Here is a 17,169-nt window from a genome sequence, read left to right as displayed (position 1 = left end):
GCGGCCGCCCCCGCGCGCGCCGCCCCGGCCCATGCCGCCGCCCGGGGCGGCGCCGTAGCTGCCGGTGCCGGGCGGGCGCTGGCCGCCGAGCAGCGTGAGGCCCACCACGGGCTTTTTGTCGGCGGCGTAGGACGAGCCGCGCTTGTAGAGCAGGCGCAGCGGCACGGCCAGCTCGTAGACCAGGTTGCCGCTGGCGTCGAAGGCCGCGGCCACGTTCAGGCCCAGCTGGGTGTGGGTTTCGGCCATGGTGGGCTCCAGGTTGCCCTTGTACTTGAGCAGCTGCATTTCGTGCATGCCGGCCAGGGCTTGGGCCAGCCGGGCCTGGTAGTCGGCCGGGGTGTCCGGGCCGGCGCCGGGCCGCTCGACGTGCTGCCGGATGGCCGCGCCCATGCTGCCGCCCAGCGGGAAGTGCACCCCGAACTGCTGCTGGTGGCGCCCGGTGGTGTCGAGCCACACGGTGAGGCCCTGGTACAGCAGCCGGCGCTGGGTGGCTGCGTCGCCGGTTTTCAGGCGCAAGTACACCGTGCGCGCATCATGCACAACCTGGTACTGCAGGTGGCTGTGCTCGTCGGTTTGCAGCTGGTTGTCCCACTCGCTGGCCTGCCCATCGGTGACGGGGGCGGTGGGGATGAAGCGGCTTAGCTGGGCGGGCTGCCGCTGGCAGGCGGCCAGGGCCAAAGCGGCCAAGGCCAGGCCGGGACGCGAAAAAAACTCCATGCGCGGTGGAAGAAAAACGGTAAAGCGGGGGCGGAAACGGGCTGCCTACGGGCGCAGCGCGGGCTGCAGCTTACGCCCGGGCAGGTGGGCAATGCGTGAAGAAGCGGCGCCTCAGGCCATGGCGCCGAGGGTGCGCTGGGCGTCGCGCACCACGGTGGCCCAGGTTTGCTGCAGCAGCTCGGGGGCCACGCCGGTGCGCTGCACGTACTGCTGCTGGTATTGTTGCAGGCGGGTGTGCAGCTGGCGGCAGCGGTTCTGGAAGCCGGCGAAATCGGCCACAATCTGGCTTTTCAGCTCGGGCTGCAACAGCCGCTGGGCGTGCACCTTGAAGTACGAATCGGCCAGGAAGCGGCGCGACACTAGCAGGCGCTGCAGCTCGTCGCGGTCTTCGTCGCTGAGCTGGTAGGCCAGCTGCGCGGCCACGGCCAGCATGTCGGCCGGCTGGCTGGCGGCGGCGTGCTCCTCGAAAATGGCCGTGTACTGGGCCGGCGTTTCGGGCTTCACCTGGAAGAGCTGGTCGAAGATGAGCATGTTGGCCAGCTGCTGCTCCAGGGCTTGCCCGAAGTACACGGCCAGGCCGAAATGGGCGTACACTTCCTTGGTTTGCTCTTCGGCGCTGAGCTGGTTGAAGTGGTCGAGTAGGGGCTGAATATCCATGCGAAAGGCAAAGGTCCGCAAAAGCCGGCGGCCCGCACAAAAAAAGCCCCGGCGCGGGCCGGGGCTTTTATCAGGTCCACCACCGTTTCAGCCAGTGGTGATGGTGGTAGGGAAAGGTGACATGGCCTTCGTCTTCGCCCTGGCAGATGCGGTGCAGGGCTGCGCGAGTCTGGCTGCGGTGCCGCCGCTGGGCTTCCTGCAGGCACCAGCCGCCGTCGTCGGGGCTTTGCCAGTGGTTTTTAAACTTCGGACGCTTATGCCGGGCCGTCCAGGCCCAGCGTTTCTTGGGTCGCTGCATGCGGAGAGGAGGTTAAGTACCTACTTCTCCGCCGCGCTGGTTAGGGGTCTGACCATATGCCCAAAGGACTTATTTCACCAACACCACGCGCTGGGTTTCCACCCGGCCGCCGCTGAGCAGGCGGCAGGTGTACACGCCGGCCTTCAGCGCGGCGCCGTCGAGCGTGACATCGTAGCTACGGCCCGCTTCGGCCGGGGCGTCGAACAGCGTCGTGACCAGCTGGCCCAGGGCGTTGTACACCTGCAGCTGCGCCGCCCCTGCCGTAGCGGGGCGGAAGCGCAGCGTCGTGCGCCCGGCAAACGGGTTCGGGAAAACCTCGAACAGGCTGGCGGCGCGCAGGGCCGCAGCGGCCGGCGGCGTGGCCGCTACACCGCGGGCGGCCGTGGCGCAGGCGCCGAGCTGGTCGCCGTGTTGCGCGAGGTGGGCGGCTACGGCAGGGGCCGAGAGGCACAGCGGGTTGCCGTTGTGGCACACCAGCACCTTGTCGTTCTTGGCCCCGCAGCGCGCATCGATAACCTCCACGCTGACCGAAGCCGTGGCCGAGCAGCCGAACTCGTTGGTGGCCGTGACAGTGAAGGAGTAGGTGCCGGCGGCCGTGGGCGCAAACGTCGGGCTGGCGCTGGTGGCGCTGCTCAGGCCCGTGGCCGGGCTCCATTGGTAGCTCGTCGCGTCGGCGGCCGAGGTCGGGTTCGAGGCCGTCAGCGTGAGTTGCTGGGCGCCGTAGCCCAGGGCCAGGGTGTTGGCCGGTAGGCCGGTGAAGGTGTTATCGGTGCGGCTCAGGGCAATGGCCGGGGCCGGCACGGCGCCGATAACCGTCACGGTAGCCGGAGCCGAAGCCGCGTTGCCGTGGATGTCGGTGATGGTCAGGATGACCTGCTGGGCGCCGAGGGTGCTGCAGTCGAAGCTGCTGCGGCTCAGGGTCAGCGTCTGGATGCCGCAGGCATCGGCCGAGCCGTTATCCACGTCCGCCGCCGTAATCGTAGCCGCGCCGCCGCGCAGCGTCACCGTCAGATTGCGCGTGGCTACCGCGGGCGCTACGTGGTCTTCCACCGTCACCACGGCCTCGGCCGTGGCCACGTTGCCGTGCACGTCCGTCACCGTCAGCGTCACCGCGTTCGGGCCCACGTGGCTGCAGTCGAAAGCCGTCTGGCTTAGCTCAACGGCCTGAATGCCGCAGGCGTCCGCGGAGCCGTCGTTCACCTCCGCCGCCGTGAGGCTGGCCTGCCCGTTGGCATCGAGCTGCACCGTCAGGTTCCGGGCGCGCACCGTGGGCGCGGTCTGGTCCTGCACCAGCACCGGCTGCGCGGCCGTGGCCGTGCTGCCGTCCCCGAAGGTGAACGTCCAGGTGATGCTGTAGCTGCCCTGGGCGCCGTAGCTGGTCGGGTCGGTGGTGGTGGCCGTGACCAGGCCGCCGCAAAGGTCGGCGGTGGTCGGCGCGGTGGCCGTTACCGCGCATTCCCCGCGCAGGGCGGGCAGGCTGAGGGCCGGGCGGGCCTCCGTCAGGGCGCTGACGGCGGGCGTGAAGCGCGAAACGAGGTCCGAGCCCAGGGTGCGCAGCTGGTAGTAGTAGCGCGTGCCGAAGCTGCGGCAGCTGTCTACGAAGGCGGTTTCATCGGCGGCCAGGGTGGCGAGCAGGGCGTAGCCGGTGCCGGTGGCCGAGCGGTACAGCTCGTAGCCGTTGGCCTCGGCGGCGGGGCTGGCGCTCCAGCGCAGGGCCACGCGGTTGCCGGTGCCGGTGGCCGTCAGGGCCGCGGGCGGGGCCAGCACCGAGTCGCGCAGGCTCTGGATGTAGGCCACGTTGCCGGTGCCGAAGCCGTAGCCCCAGTTGAAGGCCGTGCTCTTCGACAAGGCGCCCTTGGCCCCGGCGTAGTCCTGCAGGCGCTGCTCGGGGTTCAGGGGGTAGTGGAAGGTGCCGCCGCCCGCGTCGGTGCCGTCGGGCGAGGTCAGCTTGGGCGCGGCCACCGAATTGAACAGGGCCGAGGGCACGCCATTCGAGCCGCCGCCCTTGGTGGCAAAGGCGTGAATGGCGCCGGCCACGCCCGCGGCGGTGCCAGTTTTGAGCAGCACCATGTCGTACTGCGTGATGTTGAAGAAATTGCCGGTGGCCAGGTTGGTGAGGTAGCTGGGGTTGTCCAGCAGCAAATCCAGCGTAAAATCCGAGGCGTCGAGGTCCTGCTGGTAGCCGGCGGGGCCCATCACGCGCCGCAGCACGATGGTGGTGCCCAGGCGCAGATCCTGCCAGAAGGCCACGTTGTTGAAGCGGTACTTGCCCCCGGTATCGGCCGTGTTGTTCGTCTCGAAGTCCTTCACCACCAGGTTGCGCGCGTCGAAGTGGTCCTGGGTCACCAGCAGCTCCACCGCGTCGGTTTGCCCGTTGGCGTCGTTCGAGCCGTTGTAGACGCGGTTGACCACCAGGCCGGGCGGCGTAAACGCCGCGTTGCGCAGCGTCTGGATGTAAGCAATGTTATTCGCCCCGTAGCCGTTGCCCCAGTTGCGGTTGGCGTCGGTCGAGGCCTGGGCCTTCACCCCGTCGTAGTCGGCCAGGCTCTGCGTGGCGCTGAGCGGGTACTGAAACTGCCCGGTGTTGGTAATGGCCGCCGACACCAGCTTGGGCGAGGTCACGGCGTTGAACAGGGCCGTGTTCGAGCTGCCCGTGGCAAACCCGTGCACCGCGCCGGCCGTGCCCGCGGCCGTGCCGGTTTTGAGCAGCACCATGTCGGTGTTGGTCAGGTTGAAGCTGTTGTTCGGCGCCAGGTTGGTCAGGTACGTGCCGTTTTCCAGCAGCATATCCACCCGGTAGTCCGAGGCGTCGAGGTCCTCGGCGTAGCCCGTGATGCCCGAGGCCAGCCGCCGCAGCACGACGGTGGTGCCGATGCGCACGTCCTTCCACAGGGCCTGGTCCCGGAACTGGTACTTGCCGCCCGCGTCCGAGGTCAGGTTGGCTTCGAAGTCCTTCACGATGAGCCCGCGCAAATCCTGGTGGTCCTTGGTCACCAGCAGCTCCACCGCATCCGACATCCCGTCGGACGTCGAAGTAGCGTTGTAGAGGCGGTTTACCACAACGCCCGCAGGAGCCTGCTCTTCGAAGGTGAGCTTGGAGAAGTTAAACGAGCTGCTCACCAGGTCAAACTTCAGCGTGGCGCTGGCGTTGGCCTCCAAGTACACGTTGCTCACCACGATGTCCTGGTAGGTCCCAAACGCGCCCGTGGCCGGCACCGAAACCACGCCGGTTTTGTCCACGCCGTCGACCGACACGCGGAAGGAGCCGCCCGCGGCCGAAGCAGCGGCCCGCACCGTGAGCTTGTAGAGGCCGGTGCGCTGCACGTTCACCGTGTACTTGAGCCACTCGCCCGAGGCCGAGTAGCCGATGTTGCCGGTGCCCCCGTCGCCCAGCTCCGTGTCCACGGCCTCGGTGGGCCGGGGCACGTTGGGGTTCAGCGCGGCGCCGCGGTTGGTTGGATCCGAGTCGTAGTAGGCCACGTTCTGCCCGCCGTTGTCGAATTCCACCGCCTTAATCATGCCCGGCACCGCCGCGGCCGTGCCGGCGTAGGGCGTGCGCACGCAGGCGCTGGCCTGCACGTAATCGGCCTTGCTCACCACGATGGTCGTGTCGGCGTTCTGCAGGGTCATCGTCACCGATTTCAGCCCCGGCGCGGCGTAGCTCACCGCGAAAGGCCCGGGGCCGGTGGCCGTCTGCGGGGTGGCGTCGGCCCCGAAATTCCAGTTCAGCGAGGTGTACGAGCCCAGCACGGCCGGCGCAAAGCTCACCTGCTCCGGCGCCACGCAGGTAAAGGTTTTGTCGGCCTTGAAGTCGGCCAGGGTGACTTGCTGCCCCGGCCGCAGGTAGGTCGGCGCGAGGTTATTGGCTGCGTGCTGCAGGGAATACACGATTTTGCGCGTCAGCTGCCCCTGCCCGTCGAAGAGCAGCACCTGGGTCGACTGCCCGTAAATCTTGTCCGAGTAGCTGGCGCCGATGCCGGCCGGCACGTTAATTTTCAGCGGCGCGGCGCCCGGCACCGCGGCCCCCGACAGCTGCACGGTGAAGTCCAGGTCGGCGGTGTTCTTGTTGAGCACCATCACCGCCGTGGTGTCGCCGTGCCGGCTGCTGAGCACTGACACGTCGCCTTGGTTGTCGGTGGCGGCCAGGTACGTGCCGCGCATATTTTCGGCCACCAGCATTTCGTGGTAGAAGGCCGAGCGGGGCTTCACCGCGGCGCCCGAGCCGTCGAGGTAGCCCAGGTCGCCTTCCCCGCGGGCGCCGTTGCCCTCGTGAATCGACCACGGCTGCATCGACACGGCGCCTTTCTGCATGCCCACGCCGAACACCTCGGCCCAGTACTGCCCGTTCAGAAAGCCGTGCACGCCCAGCCCGTCCACGGTGTTGGCCGCGGGGTTCTGGTAGCCGATGTTGAATTCCGTCACGGCCCACTTCAGCGCGTCGGCGCCGGTGCGGTTGTGCAGGGCGTTGGCCGCGTCCATCATGGTCAGCAGGCCGTTCACGTTGCCGGCCAGCGTATTGGCCGCCGCCAGCACCTGGGCGCGCGTCTGGGTGCCGCTGAACGGGTAGGAGTGAAAGGTCACCACGTCGAGGTAGTAGCGCCCGTTGGCGTCCTTGCCCGTGATGTCGTTGGCCCCGCCGATGAGCGGGCGCAGGTAGCTCGTGTCGTAGAAGGAGCACTCCGGGCCCACCGTCAGAATCGTCGGGTCGGCCTGCTTCATGGCCGTGGCCCAGCCCTTAATGTAGGCTTCCACGCCCTGCACCGTCACCTTGCCGAAGTTGCCGGTCAGGTTGGGCTCGTTGCCGATAATCCAGTACTTGACGCCGCGGTGCATCTGGTTGTTGACGTAGTCGACCACGGCCGCCGCCTGCTGGGCGGTGTAGCGGCCCCGGCCCTCGCACACCTGCACCATGGGCTCGGCCCCGATGCGGCGGATGGAGTCAATCATACTCAGGTACTGCTGCGGCGTGGGCATGTTGAATTCCACGCCGTTGCCGCCGATGCGCACCATGCGCACCTGGGAGCGGCGCACGGTGGGCCAAAGCTGGTCGAGCTGCCCGTTGTAGACGCGGCTGCCGTAGCTGTAGGCCATCCAGGCGTTTTGGCCGGCCAGGTAGGGCGAAATCTGCTGGGCCTGCGCGGCCGACGTAGCGGCCAGGCAGCCCAGCGCGAAGAGGGGTAGGAGTCTCCTCATTGGGTGGGAAGTAGGTTGGGATTGATTGGAGCAGGAGCGGAGCTGCGGCGGCCGGGCAAGGCGCGGCCAAGCCAGCGGCGCGCAGCGCGTACCGATGGCAAGCAAGCAACAGAAGCGGGGAGTGGGGCCCGGCCACAAGTCGTGCGGGCTCCAAAGCAGATAGTCAAATATGCCCCGGCGCCCGGGCAATAACGCCGCAGGGCGGCGGCTTTATCTACGGAAACGTTTGCGGCGTTTGCACACGCCGCTCGAGCTTGCCCGCTGGTCAACGTGCCCGTTGGCTCCACGCAAGACGACAAACGGCGGACGCCAGCTGAGCACGAGGCTGGGCTGCTACTGTTGAATTATTCCGTTGCGCCGCGTTAAGCCTGGGTTCGGGGTAGGTTCGCTGTGGGTATACTGAAAGGAGGGCGTCGTAGCCGGCGGTTGTAGGCAGGAGTTTAGCACAAAACCAAGGCATGAGCTGGCCAAAGCCGGGCAAGGAGCCACCTTGGCACATCCCGGCGCCCGCGCCTGCGTAAGCCCAGGCTACCACCAACGACGCTGCCGCATGTCGCTCTACAACCTGATTCTGGTGGTGCTCGGCGTGGCCATCCTGGCCGTGGCCTGGTTGCCTTCCCTGCTGCGCAAGTACCCGCTCTCGTACCCCATCCTCTTCGTGGGGCTGGGCGCGGCGGTGTTTTCGCTGCCCATCGGCCTGCCCACCCCCGACCCGGTGCAGCACGCCGGCTTTGCCACCCACCTCACCGAGCTCTGCGTGACGGTGGCCCTGACCGGCACCGGCCTGAAAATTGACCGCAAATTTTCCCTGCACCGCTGGCGCACGCCCCTGCGGCTGGTGCTGGTGCTCATGGTGCTCAGCATTGCTGGCTTCGTGGCCGCGGCGCACTACTTAGCGGGCCTCACCCTGGCCTCGGCCGTGCTGCTGGCCGGCACGCTGGCCCCCACCGACCCCGTGCTGGCCGGCGACGTGCAGGTGGGCAAGCCCGGCGAAGGCGGCGAGGACAACGTGCGCTTCGCCCTCACCGGCGAGGCCGGGCTCAACGACGGGCTGGCCTTTCCTTTCGTGCACCTGGCCGCCGTGCTGCTGCCCGCCGCCGGGGCCCTCGGCGGCCGCCTGCTGGAATGGGCCTGGCAGGACGTGCTCTACCGCACCGGCATGGGCCTGCTGGCCGGCTGGCTGGCGGGCAAGGCGCTGTCGTTCCTCATTTTCGACTTGCCCCACCGCGTCCGCATCAACCCCGAGGCCTACGGCTTCGTGGCCCTGGCCGTCACGCTCACCGCCTACGGCCTCACCGAGCTGCTGCACGGCTACGGCTTTCTGGCCGTGTTCGTGGCGGCCGTGACCCTGCGCACGCACGAGCGTAGCCACGAGTACCACACGGAGATGCACGAGTTTACCGACCAGCTGGAACGCCTGCTCATCGTCATCATCCTCATCTTGTTCGGCGGGGCGCTGGTGCGCGGGCTGCTGGCTCCGCTCACGCTCGGCGGCGCCGGGCTGGGGCTGTTGCTGCTGCTGGTGCTGCGCCCCCTCGGCGGCTTGCTCACGCTGGGCCGCAGCCACCTGACTTGGCCCGAGCGGCTGGTCATTTCCGGCTTCGGCATCCGCGGCATCGGCTCGTTTTTTTACTTGGCCTACGCCACCCAGGCGCACGTTTTTGCCGATGCGCGCCAGCTGTGGGCCACCACGGGCTTCACCGTCCTGGCCTCCATCGTGCTGCACGGCGCCCTGGCCACGCCCGTCATGGACTGGCTCGACCGCCGCTCCGGCCGGCCCACGGCCGCCGAGCGCGAGGAAGAGCACCTGCAGGAACTGGAAGCCGCCGAGCACGACGCCGCGCAGGAGCAGCGCCGTTAGGTCCACCGTAACCTTTGGCCCTGGTACGTTCGTTGCAGAGGCAGTTACCTCAACAGCTTCCCCAGCTTCTTCCCCTTCGCCATTCCCATGCTCCCAACCCTCGCTTCCGCCTTATCCGCCGCCCTGCTGGCGTTGCTGCCGGCCGCCGACGTCGTCAAGCCCGCGGCCACCCCGGCCGCCGCGCCCGTGCAGGGCGCCGAACCCGATCCGCAGGTCATTGCCCAGTTCGGCTTGCTCGACAACGCCAAGCTGCAGAGCTACATCGACCAGAAGGGCATGCAGATGGGCCGTATTTCCGACCGCCCCGCCGACGTGAAAGGCTTCACGGTGGTCGACTCGCCCATCATCAACGCCTTTGCCACCCCCGACGGCCACGTATATTTCACCCGCGGCATTCTGGCGTACTTCAACAACGAGGCCCAGTTCAGCGGGGTGCTCGGCCACGAAATCGGCCACATCACCGCCCGCCACAGCCAGAAGCAACAGACGCGCTCTACGCTCACCACCGGGGCCATTTTGCTCGGCTCCATCCTCTCCAAGCGCGTGGCCTCCGTGGCCGAGCCTCTCTCGCAGGTGGCCGGCTTGGGCCTGCTCAAGTACGGCCGCGACGCCGAAAACGAGTCGGATGGACTGGGGGTGAAGTACTCCAGCAAAATCGGCTACGACCCGGCCAGCATGGCCGACTTCTTTCTCACCCTGCAGCGCACCGAGCAGCAGAGCGGCGCGGCCGGGGTGCCCACTTTCCTGAGCACCCACCCCAACTCCGCCGACCGCTACACCCGCGTGAAAAAGCTGGCCGTGCAGGCCGAGCAACAAGCTGGCAAGCAGCTGGCCGTCAACCGCGACCAGTACCTGCGCCTCATCGACGGGCTGGCCTACGGCGACAATCCGCGGGAAGGCTTCGTGGAAAACAGCGTGTTCTACCACCCCGAGCTGAAGTTCCAGTTCCCGATTCCCTCGGGCTGGCAAAGCCAGAACTCGCCCTCGCAGTTTCAGATGGCAGAGCCCAACGGCAAGGCCATCATCGTGCTGCTGCCCGCCGGCAACAAGGGCCTCGACGAAACCGCCCAGGCCCTGGCCCAGCAGCTGAACCTGCAGAACGCCCAGGCCCAGAAAACCACCATCAACAGCTTCCCCGCCGTGGTTATCCAGGGCGACCAAGTGGGCCAGGACCAGCAAAGCGGCCAGCAGGGCGTCACGGCCCGCACCCTGAGCTACCTCATCCAGGACGGGCAGACCATCTACGCTCTGGTCGGCCTGACCTCGCCCTCCGCTTTCAGCACCTATGCCCCGCAGTTTCAGCGCACGGCCCAGGGCTTCCAGCGCCTCACCGCCGCCGACAAGCTCAACCGCCAGCCCGAGCGGGTGCGCATCAAAACCGCTAAAACCGGCCAGACCCTCGCCACGGCCCTGGCCGCCAACGGCATTCCGAGCAAGCGCTACGAGGAAATGGCTATTCTCAACGGCATGAAAACCACCGACAAACTGACGGCCGGGCAGCTGTTCAAGGTGGTCGGGAAGTAAGCCTGAACGGCTCAGCCCGCAAAAAAGCCGCGCTTCCCAACGGAAGCGCGGCTTTTTTGCGGGCGGATAAACCGCGGGCCAGCTTGGCTGGGCCTACTTGAGCAAGGGAGCTTGCTCGCGCAGCACTTCGCGGGCAATGGCCAGGTTGGTGTCGCGCTGGTTTACCACCAAGTAGATAAACTTTTTGCCGCCGTCGATCAGGTTGATCAGGTGCAGCTGATTGGTAAGCGTGATGAGAATGTCATCGATGGTTTCATCGGTGAGTTTGAGGGCCTTCATGGCTTTTTGCTTCTGCTTGACCACTTCTGTGTTGTAGGCGGCGGCCGTTTCCGGATCGAGCGTGGGCGAATTGGTGTGCGAGGCCAGCGTCATGCCCGATTGGGAGTCGACGACGGCAACGGCCACCAGCTGGGGCAAGTCGTTGATGATGTTTTGCACGGCCTGGCCGGCCGGGTTGGAGGTAGAGTACGCCATGTGGGAGAAAAAATGAAAAGAGGGGAAGCAAAAGCAATTAATTAGCTGATGTGCTGCCGGAGCACGTGGCGGGTCAGCGCCAAGTTGGAGTCGTCGCTGTCGACAGCCACGTAGAGCAGGCGGCTACCGTCGCGGCTTACGCGCAGCAAGTGCAGCTGCTCCCGCAGGCTGATCAGGATGTCTTCGATGCGTTCATGGCCCAGTCCTAAGGCCAGTAGGGCCGCGTGCTTCTGGCGCACCACTTCCGCGTTGTATGCGGCCGCCCGTTCTGGTCGCAGCCCCGGCAGCCGGCTACGCCACGCCAGCGGCCGCCCGCTGGGCAGCTCGATAAGCGCCACGGCAAACGCTTCGGGCAGGTCGGCGTACACGGCCGCCACGGTGCCTTGCGCGGCTTCCGTCGCCGGGTCAGCCTGCGGACTGATAAACGCTTGCAAACGACCAAGCAGCGACGGGGCAGAAGCAAGATGAACCATACGGCTACGAATACATTTGTTTAACGTTTTACCCGTAAATATTAAACAAAGTTGTGTTTCCGTCCCCAGGTTTTATATAAAAAATACTGCTGCCAAGAGCGTGTCTTGCATTTATGCCGGGTTGAGCTCTGCTTGGCCGCTACCTTGTCAAGCCGCTCGGCCGTTTTAAGCCACTTCGCGGGCTTTCACTTAGCCGGTAGTTTTGTACGAAACCAGTACACATTGATAAACATACCTCCAGGTAAGTATGCTACCGAACCCCGTTTCCATTTCCCCGCGTTGCCCGGTGCGCACTGCAATTGAGTTGCTGGGCGGCAAGTGGCGCCTGCTCATCCTCCAGCAGGTGGCCAGTGGCGCCAGGCGCTACAGCCAGCTGCGGCAGGTGCTGCCCGATATCAGCGAGAAAGTGCTGGCGCAAGAGCTAAAAAACCTCGTGGACGCCGACCTGCTGCGGCGGCAGGAGCAGGGCCCGGGCCCAGCCCGTGTGGAGTATGAACTTACCGAGGCCGGGCGGCAGGCTTTGCCGGTGCTGGCGGCACTGCTCACCTTCGGGCTAGGTTACGCGGCCAGCCAGGCCGGGCCGCCGCCGGGTGCCGATTAAGCCTGCCATCAACCAAAAGCGCCCCGGCCGAATCTGGCCGGGGCGCTGAAGATACTGAGCGGCTGCAGAAGCGGATCAGGCCTTTTTCAGGAACTCCGTCTTGAGCACCATGGTGGTGCCGCCCGCGCGGCCTTCGATTTCAGCCGCGCTGTTGGTCAGGCGAATGTTTTTCACCAGCGTGCCGCGCTTGAGCACCTGCGAGGAGCCTTTCACTTTCAAATCCTTGATGAGCGTCACCGAGTCGCCTTCCGCGAGCAGGGTGCCGTTGCTGTCTTTTACGTCCATGAGTTTCTAGGGGCGTGAAAACGATAAAACGGCCGGCGCCAAAGCCAGCCGTTTTATCTATTGGGGTAGTCGAGCGGGGCTGCGCTTACACGTTGAAGCGGAAGTGCATGATGTCGCCGTCCTGCACCACGTATTCCTTGCCTTCCACGGCCATCTTGCCGGCTTCCTTGATCTTGGCTTCCGAGCGGTACTGCTCGTAGTCGGGCAGCTTGATGACCTCGGCGCGGATAAAGCCCTTCTCGAAGTCGGAGTGGATGACGCCGGCCGCCGCGGGCGCTTTGTCGCCGCGGTGCACCGTCCAAGCCCGTACTTCCTGCACGCCGGCGGTGAAGTAGGTAATCAGGTTCAGAATGTCGTAGGAGGCGCGGATGAGCTTGTCCAGGCCCGACTCGGTGAGGCCGTACTCGCCCAGGAACATCTCCTTTTCCTCCGGGTCCTCCATTTCGGCAATCTGCGACTCGATGGCGGCCGAAATGACCACAATCTGGGCGTTTTCGCCGGCCACGTGGGCGCGCAGCGCGTCCACAAAGGCATTGCCGCCCTGCGGAATGCTGGCCTCGTCCACATTGGCCGCGTAGATGACGGGCTTGATGGTGAGCAGCTGCAGATCGGCTACGGCGGCCAGTTCTTCTTCCGAAGCGTCGAGCGAGCGGGCGTTGTTGCCGGCTTCCAGGTGGGCCTTGAAGCGCGTCAGCGCGGCTACTTCCTTCTTGGCCACCGCGTCGCCGCTCTTGGCCGAGCGCTCCGACTTCTGCAGCTTCTTGTCGATGCTCTCCAGGTCCTTGAGCTGCAGCTCCGTGTCGATAACCTCCTTGTCGAACACCGGGTCGACGCCGCCGGCCACGTGCACGATGTTGGGGTCGTCGAAGCAGCGCACCACGTGGATGATGGCGTCGACTTCGCGGATGTTCGCGAGGAACTTGTTGCCCAGGCCTTCGCCCTTGCTAGCGCCTTTCACCAGGCCGGCAATATCCACGAACTCCACGATGGTGGGCACCACGCGCTGGGGCTTCACGATTTCCTCCAGAATCTTCAGGCGCGGGTCGGGCACGGTGACCACGCCCACGTTCGGCTCGATGGTGCAGAAGGGGTAGTTGGCCGATTCGGCCTTGGCGTTCGACAACGCGTTGAACAGGGTGGACTTGCCCACGTTAGGCAGCCCGACGATACCGCAGCGAAGACCCATAGGTCAGGGAATGAGTGACGTAGTGAATGAGGGAACCGGGCCAGCCGGCCCAATTCGGGGGCAAAGGTACGAAGCCTCGGGGCGGGAACCACGGCCCGGGCGGTTTTCGGCTCAGTAGCGCAGCCGGGCCCAGTAGTAGGCCGGAAACTCGCGCAGCAGGCTGTACAGGTCGCGCAGCTCGAAATACTCGGCGTGGGCGGTGTAAATGCGGAAGCGGCCCGCGCGGCTGAGCAGGTAAGCCGTGCGGGGCAGGTGGTAGAACTGCGACACGGCAATGACGGACCGGAAATGCCGCCGCCGGGCAATGGTGGCAAAATTTTCGGCCGTGGCGCGGGTCGTCCGGCCCAAGTCATCGATGATGACGGCGGGCCGGGGCACGCCCTGCGCCACGAGGTAGCGGCCCATGGCCAGGCCCTCGTAGTGGCCTTCCTGGCCCAGGCCGCCGCTCACCACAACTTTGGGCGCGAGGCCGGCGCGGTACAGGGCCAGTGCTTTGTCGAGGCGGGCACGCAGGCGCTCGGACGGCTGCCCGTCGGGGTTGACGGTGTTGCCGAGCACGAGCAGGGCGTCGGCGGGGCGGGCAGAGTCGCGCAGGCCGGTGCGCGCCGTCCAAAGGCAATGCAGCGCGGCCCAGACCAGCAGGGCCGCCAGCGCGAAGCGAAACAGGGGCTTCATCGAAACATGGCTTGGCTGGCGGGCACGCAACAACGCGCTACGGCCGCGGCCGAAAGGCCGCCGCGGTAGCGCGTCGGGCGAAACCAGTAAGCGTTGGGGCTTAGTAAGATTCGGGCGTATAGTCGGGGCCTTCGTAGCGGTTCGGGTCGTTGAACTCGGGGCGGGGGCGGTCCAGCTCGGCCACTTCCTCGGGCGAGAGCAGCTCCTGGCGCACGTAGTCGATGGCGTCCTGCAGGGCGTCGGCGAACTTGAGGAAGTCTTCCTTGTAGAGGAAAATCTTGTGCTTCTCGTAGGAGAAGGTGTCGTCGTCGCGCAGGCGACGCTTGCTCTCGGTGATGGTCAGGTAGTAGTCCTGCCCGCGCGTGGCCTTCACGTCGAAGAAATACGTGCGTTTGCCGGCTTTGATGCGCTGGGAATAAATCTCGTCCTGTTCGTAGCGGTCTTCCACGGGGTCCAGCTAAAAGATGAAGAAAAGGGAGGGAGGTTGAAAGATTTCGGGATGATTGAAAAATCCCCGGCTAAAACTAGTCTTTTGCTGATGGATATAAAAATATTGGCGGCAATAAATTGGCTTTGTTCAACTTAGCCTAGCCGCGCCGGCCGCGGGCAGACCCGCCGCCCGGTGCCCGTCCGCGGCCCGGGGCACCTTCCGGCGCAACCCGCGCGTTACCTTCGCAGTCCTTGCCCGTCCGGGCTTTTTCTTTGCCGCTTATGCCTTCCCAACCGCTCGATCTGGCCGCCGTCCGCTCCTTCGAAAACCTGGAATTTCTGGCCCGGCAGCTCGTCGACGGCTTTATCACCGGCCTGCACCAGTCGCCCTACCACGGCTTTTCGGTGGAATTCTCGGAGCACCGCCTCTACAACCCCGGCGAAAGCACCCGCCACCTCGACTGGAAAGTGTTGGCCCGCACCGACAAGCTCTTCGTGAAGCGCTACGAGGAGGAAACCAACCTGCGCTGCCACCTGCTGCTCGACGTGAGCCCGAGCATGTACTACCCGCGCCCGGGCTTCGACAAGCTGCACTTCTCCATCCTCTGCGCCGCGGCCATCACCACCCTGCTGCAGAAGCAGCGCGACGCCGTCGGGCTGGTCACTTTCTCCGACAAAATCGAGGCGCAGACGCCGGTGCGCTCCACCAGCACCCACCGCCACACGCTGCTGTTGCAGATGCAGCAGTTGATGGAGCGCACCGCGCCCAGCACCGAGCACGGCGGCACCGATGTGGCCGGGGTCATTCACCAGATTGCCCAGCAAATTCCCAAACGCAGCCTGGTCGTTATCTTCTCCGACATGCTCGGCCGCAGCCAGCAGGACCAGACCGACACCCTGGCCGCCCTGCAGCACCTCAAGCACCAGCACCACGAGGTGCTGCTGTTTCACGTGATGGACCGCGCCACCGAGGCCGAATTCGACTTTGCCGAGCGGCCCTACGTGTTCGAGGACGTGGAAACCGGCCAGCGCATCAAGCTCAGCCCGGCCCAGGTGCGCGAGCAGTACCGCGCCGCCATGCAGCAGTACACCCAGGAGCTGGCCCTGCGCTGCGGGCAGTACAAAATTGATTTCGTGCCCGTCGACACCCAGGAGCCCTTCGACAAGGTGCTGCACGCCTACCTCGTCAAGCGCGGCAAGGTGCGCTAAGCTACCTTTGCCCGCTCGCTGCTTATGGAAAACCTCGTCCTGCTCATCGTCTGCTGCGTGCTGACGGTTCTGAGCGCCCTGCTGACCACCTACATAGCCCAGGAACGCTCGTTCTGGCGCTGGTTTCTCCTCGGCCTGGTGCTGCCCTTCGTGTCGATTTTCGTGGCCATGGTGGTCGTGTACCGCGACACCAAGAAGGAGGAAGAGCAAGCTAAGCGCTGAACGGCCGCCCCCGGCTGGTGCTACCGTCGGCTCAGGACATTACCGCCTACTCCGGCGTGTTGTCCAACGACTGCCAGAGGTACTTGCAGGCCAGGGAGCGATAGGGGCGCCAGGGCTCGGCTAGCGCGGTCATGCGTTTGAGCAAGGCGCGGCCGGTTTCTTCCAAGCCGTAGTGCCGGCGCATGGCGTTCTGAATGCCCAGGTCGCCTTCGGCAAACACGTCGGGTTGGTCGAGGGCGAACATCTGCAGCATCTGGGCGGTCCAGCGGCCCACGCCTTTGATCTGGGTTAGGTGCTGGGTAAAAGCGTCTTCTTGCAGCTGCGAGAGGTGGGCGTGGTCGAGCTGTCCGGCGAGGGCAAATTCGGCAATGGCACGCAGGTAGCCGGCTTTCTGCTTGGAAATGCCCGCGCCCCGCAGCTCGTCGTCCGGCAGGCTCACCAGCACGTTGGGCTCGGGGTAGCCGTCGGGCTTGAACAAGCCTTCCAGCTTGCGCCAGATGGCCGCGGCGGCCTTGGTCGAAATCTGCTGGCTGACCACCGCCTTGAGCAGGGCCAGGTACAGGTCCTCGTGGGCGGAAGCGCGCACCGGCCGCCCTTGGGCAATGATGCGGGCCAGAACCGGGTCGGCCTGGCTGAGGTGGCGGCGGGCCGCGTCGTGGTCGTAGGTGTAGTCGGCGGGAGCAGTCATGGCGCAAACTTACCGGCCGCCGTCCACTTCGGCTCCCGCGTCGAGCAGCATGTGCACCTCGTGCAGCCCCGGCGCCCACTTATCCGGCTCGATGGACAGCGTGCGAAAACCCAGCTTGGCGTAGAAGCCCTCGGTATGCTGGGAGGTGCTGATTTCGATGCCACGGCCCGGGTAAGCGCGCCGGCACTCCCGGATGCGAAACGCGGTAAACGCCCGGCCCAGGCCCAAGCCGTGCTGGCGCCGCTCCACCATGCCCCAGGTGAGCACGGCGTGCGGGGCGTTCAGGGCGTAGCCGCCGGCGGCCACCAGCCCGGGCCGGTCGGGCAGCTCGGCCACGAAGTAGGAGAGGCGTTCGGTGCTGACTTCGACGCGCAAAAAGGCCAGTAAGTCGGCTTCTTCGGCGGGCACGAAATACGGGGCGAGGTTGCTGCGAAACAGCTCCAACACGGCTTCTTCGTCGGCGGCCTCGTACGGGCGGATGCGTAAGCTGGCAAGGTCCATCGGGCGGCTGGCCGCGGGATACCTCGCCCCGGCCGGCCTGAAGTTGCCATTTTTGCCCAGCATTTCCGCGGCTCGTTGCGCTGCGGTCCGCCCAAGCCCGCTCTATAGCCAACTGCCCAGCCAGGCAAGCTGGCGGGCACGCCGCTGCTTGTACAGCGGCCGGGTTCACGCCATGG

The 17,169-nt window shown here is 66.0% G+C and carries 17 protein-coding genes; 5 read left to right on the top strand and 12 right to left on the bottom strand.

Annotation, left to right across the window (positions count from 1 at the left end):
* The 4 genes from LJ737_RS20350 to LJ737_RS20335 all read right to left on the bottom strand — a co-directional run.
* Nucleotides 1–717 (bottom strand): hypothetical protein (locus LJ737_RS20350; RefSeq protein ID WP_227768593.1); only part of this gene is annotated, 717 nt, incomplete at its 3' end.
* 111 nt (nucleotides 718–828) lie between these two features.
* Nucleotides 829–1,374 (bottom strand): hypothetical protein, encoded by a 546-nt coding sequence (locus tag LJ737_RS20345; RefSeq protein ID WP_227768592.1) that lies wholly within the window; start codon nucleotides 1,372–1,374, stop codon nucleotides 829–831.
* Nucleotides 1,375–1,444: 70 nt separating this feature from the next.
* Complete coding sequence (locus LJ737_RS20340; protein ID WP_227768591.1) at nucleotides 1,445–1,672, bottom strand: hypothetical protein; 228 nt, start codon at nucleotides 1,670–1,672, stop codon at nucleotides 1,445–1,447.
* Nucleotides 1,673–1,741: 69 nt separating this feature from the next.
* Nucleotides 1,742–6,865, bottom strand: a complete 5,124-nt coding sequence (locus LJ737_RS20335; RefSeq protein ID WP_227768590.1) for a carbohydrate-binding protein — start codon at nucleotides 6,863–6,865, stop codon at nucleotides 1,742–1,744.
* Nucleotides 6,866–7,415: 550 nt separating this feature from the next.
* On the opposite strand from LJ737_RS20335, the gene LJ737_RS20330 reads away from it, so the two are divergent.
* Entirely contained in the window at nucleotides 7,416–8,726 is a 1,311-nt protein-coding gene (locus LJ737_RS20330; protein WP_227768589.1) for a cation:proton antiporter, read from the top strand.
* Nucleotides 8,727–8,813: 87 nt separating this feature from the next.
* Entirely contained in the window at nucleotides 8,814–10,250 is a 1,437-nt protein-coding gene (locus tag LJ737_RS20325; RefSeq protein ID WP_227768588.1) for a M48 family metalloprotease, read from the top strand.
* A 93-nt stretch (nucleotides 10,251–10,343) separates the two neighbouring features.
* Here the strand turns inward: LJ737_RS20325 and LJ737_RS20320 are convergent, their stop codons facing one another.
* Together LJ737_RS20320 and LJ737_RS20315 are read right to left on the bottom strand one after the other, a co-directional pair.
* Complete coding sequence (locus LJ737_RS20320) at nucleotides 10,344–10,724, bottom strand: hypothetical protein (protein ID WP_227768587.1); 381 nt, start codon at nucleotides 10,722–10,724, stop codon at nucleotides 10,344–10,346.
* A gap of 41 nt (nucleotides 10,725–10,765) precedes the next feature.
* The gene (locus LJ737_RS20315; RefSeq protein ID WP_227768586.1) at nucleotides 10,766–11,197 is read right to left on the bottom strand and encodes a hypothetical protein; all 432 of its coding nucleotides are present in this window, start codon (nucleotides 11,195–11,197) and stop codon (nucleotides 10,766–10,768) included.
* Nucleotides 11,198–11,483: 286 nt separating this feature from the next.
* Here LJ737_RS20315 and LJ737_RS20310 point away from each other — a divergent pair, with 286 nt between their 5' ends.
* Nucleotides 11,484–11,798, top strand: coding sequence for a winged helix-turn-helix transcriptional regulator (locus tag LJ737_RS20310; RefSeq protein ID WP_227768585.1), 315 nt, complete (start codon nucleotides 11,484–11,486; stop codon nucleotides 11,796–11,798).
* A 75-nt stretch (nucleotides 11,799–11,873) separates the two neighbouring features.
* Here the strand turns inward: LJ737_RS20310 and LJ737_RS20305 are convergent, their stop codons facing one another.
* The 4 genes from LJ737_RS20305 to LJ737_RS20290 all read right to left on the bottom strand — a co-directional run bounded on the left by LJ737_RS20305 (nucleotide 11,874) and on the right by LJ737_RS20290 (nucleotide 14,392).
* Nucleotides 11,874–12,083, bottom strand: coding sequence for a zinc ribbon domain-containing protein YjdM (locus LJ737_RS20305; protein ID WP_227768584.1), 210 nt, complete (start codon nucleotides 12,081–12,083; stop codon nucleotides 11,874–11,876).
* 85 nt (nucleotides 12,084–12,168) lie between these two features.
* On the bottom strand, nucleotides 12,169–13,269 hold the full coding sequence (gene ychF / locus LJ737_RS20300; RefSeq protein WP_227768583.1) for a redox-regulated ATPase YchF: 1,101 nt from the start codon (nucleotides 13,267–13,269) through the stop codon (nucleotides 12,169–12,171).
* 111 nt (nucleotides 13,270–13,380) lie between these two features.
* Nucleotides 13,381–13,944, bottom strand: coding sequence for a YdcF family protein (locus LJ737_RS20295; RefSeq protein WP_227768582.1), 564 nt, complete (start codon nucleotides 13,942–13,944; stop codon nucleotides 13,381–13,383).
* 100 nt (nucleotides 13,945–14,044) lie between these two features.
* Nucleotides 14,045–14,392: a DUF3276 family protein gene (locus LJ737_RS20290; RefSeq protein WP_227768581.1), complete on the bottom strand. Its 348-nt coding sequence runs from the start codon at nucleotides 14,390–14,392 to the stop codon at nucleotides 14,045–14,047.
* 263 nt (nucleotides 14,393–14,655) lie between these two features.
* Here LJ737_RS20290 and LJ737_RS20285 point away from each other — a divergent pair, with 263 nt between their 5' ends.
* Both LJ737_RS20285 and LJ737_RS20280 read left to right on the top strand, forming a co-directional pair.
* Complete coding sequence (locus tag LJ737_RS20285; protein WP_227768580.1) at nucleotides 14,656–15,582, top strand: DUF58 domain-containing protein; 927 nt, start codon at nucleotides 14,656–14,658, stop codon at nucleotides 15,580–15,582.
* Between the two features lie 24 nt (nucleotides 15,583–15,606).
* Nucleotides 15,607–15,804, top strand: coding sequence for a hypothetical protein (locus tag LJ737_RS20280; RefSeq protein WP_227768579.1), 198 nt, complete (start codon nucleotides 15,607–15,609; stop codon nucleotides 15,802–15,804).
* Nucleotides 15,805–15,850: 46 nt separating this feature from the next.
* On the opposite strand, the gene LJ737_RS20275 is transcribed toward LJ737_RS20280, so the two are convergent.
* Both LJ737_RS20275 and LJ737_RS20270 read right to left on the bottom strand, forming a co-directional pair.
* A complete protein-coding gene (locus LJ737_RS20275) occupies nucleotides 15,851–16,492 on the bottom strand; it encodes a DNA-3-methyladenine glycosylase family protein (protein ID WP_227768578.1) in 642 nt (213 codons plus the stop codon).
* 9 nt (nucleotides 16,493–16,501) lie between these two features.
* Nucleotides 16,502–16,993, bottom strand: coding sequence for a GNAT family N-acetyltransferase (locus LJ737_RS20270; protein ID WP_227768577.1), 492 nt, complete (start codon nucleotides 16,991–16,993; stop codon nucleotides 16,502–16,504).
* Between the last annotated feature and the right edge of the window lie 176 nt (nucleotides 16,994–17,169).

This window comes from Hymenobacter sp. 15J16-1T3B, assembly GCF_020711235.1.
In the GTDB taxonomy this organism is placed as follows: Bacteria; Bacteroidota; Bacteroidia; order Cytophagales; family Hymenobacteraceae; genus Solirubrum.
This window is presented reverse-complemented; position numbering and strand designations above follow the sequence as displayed.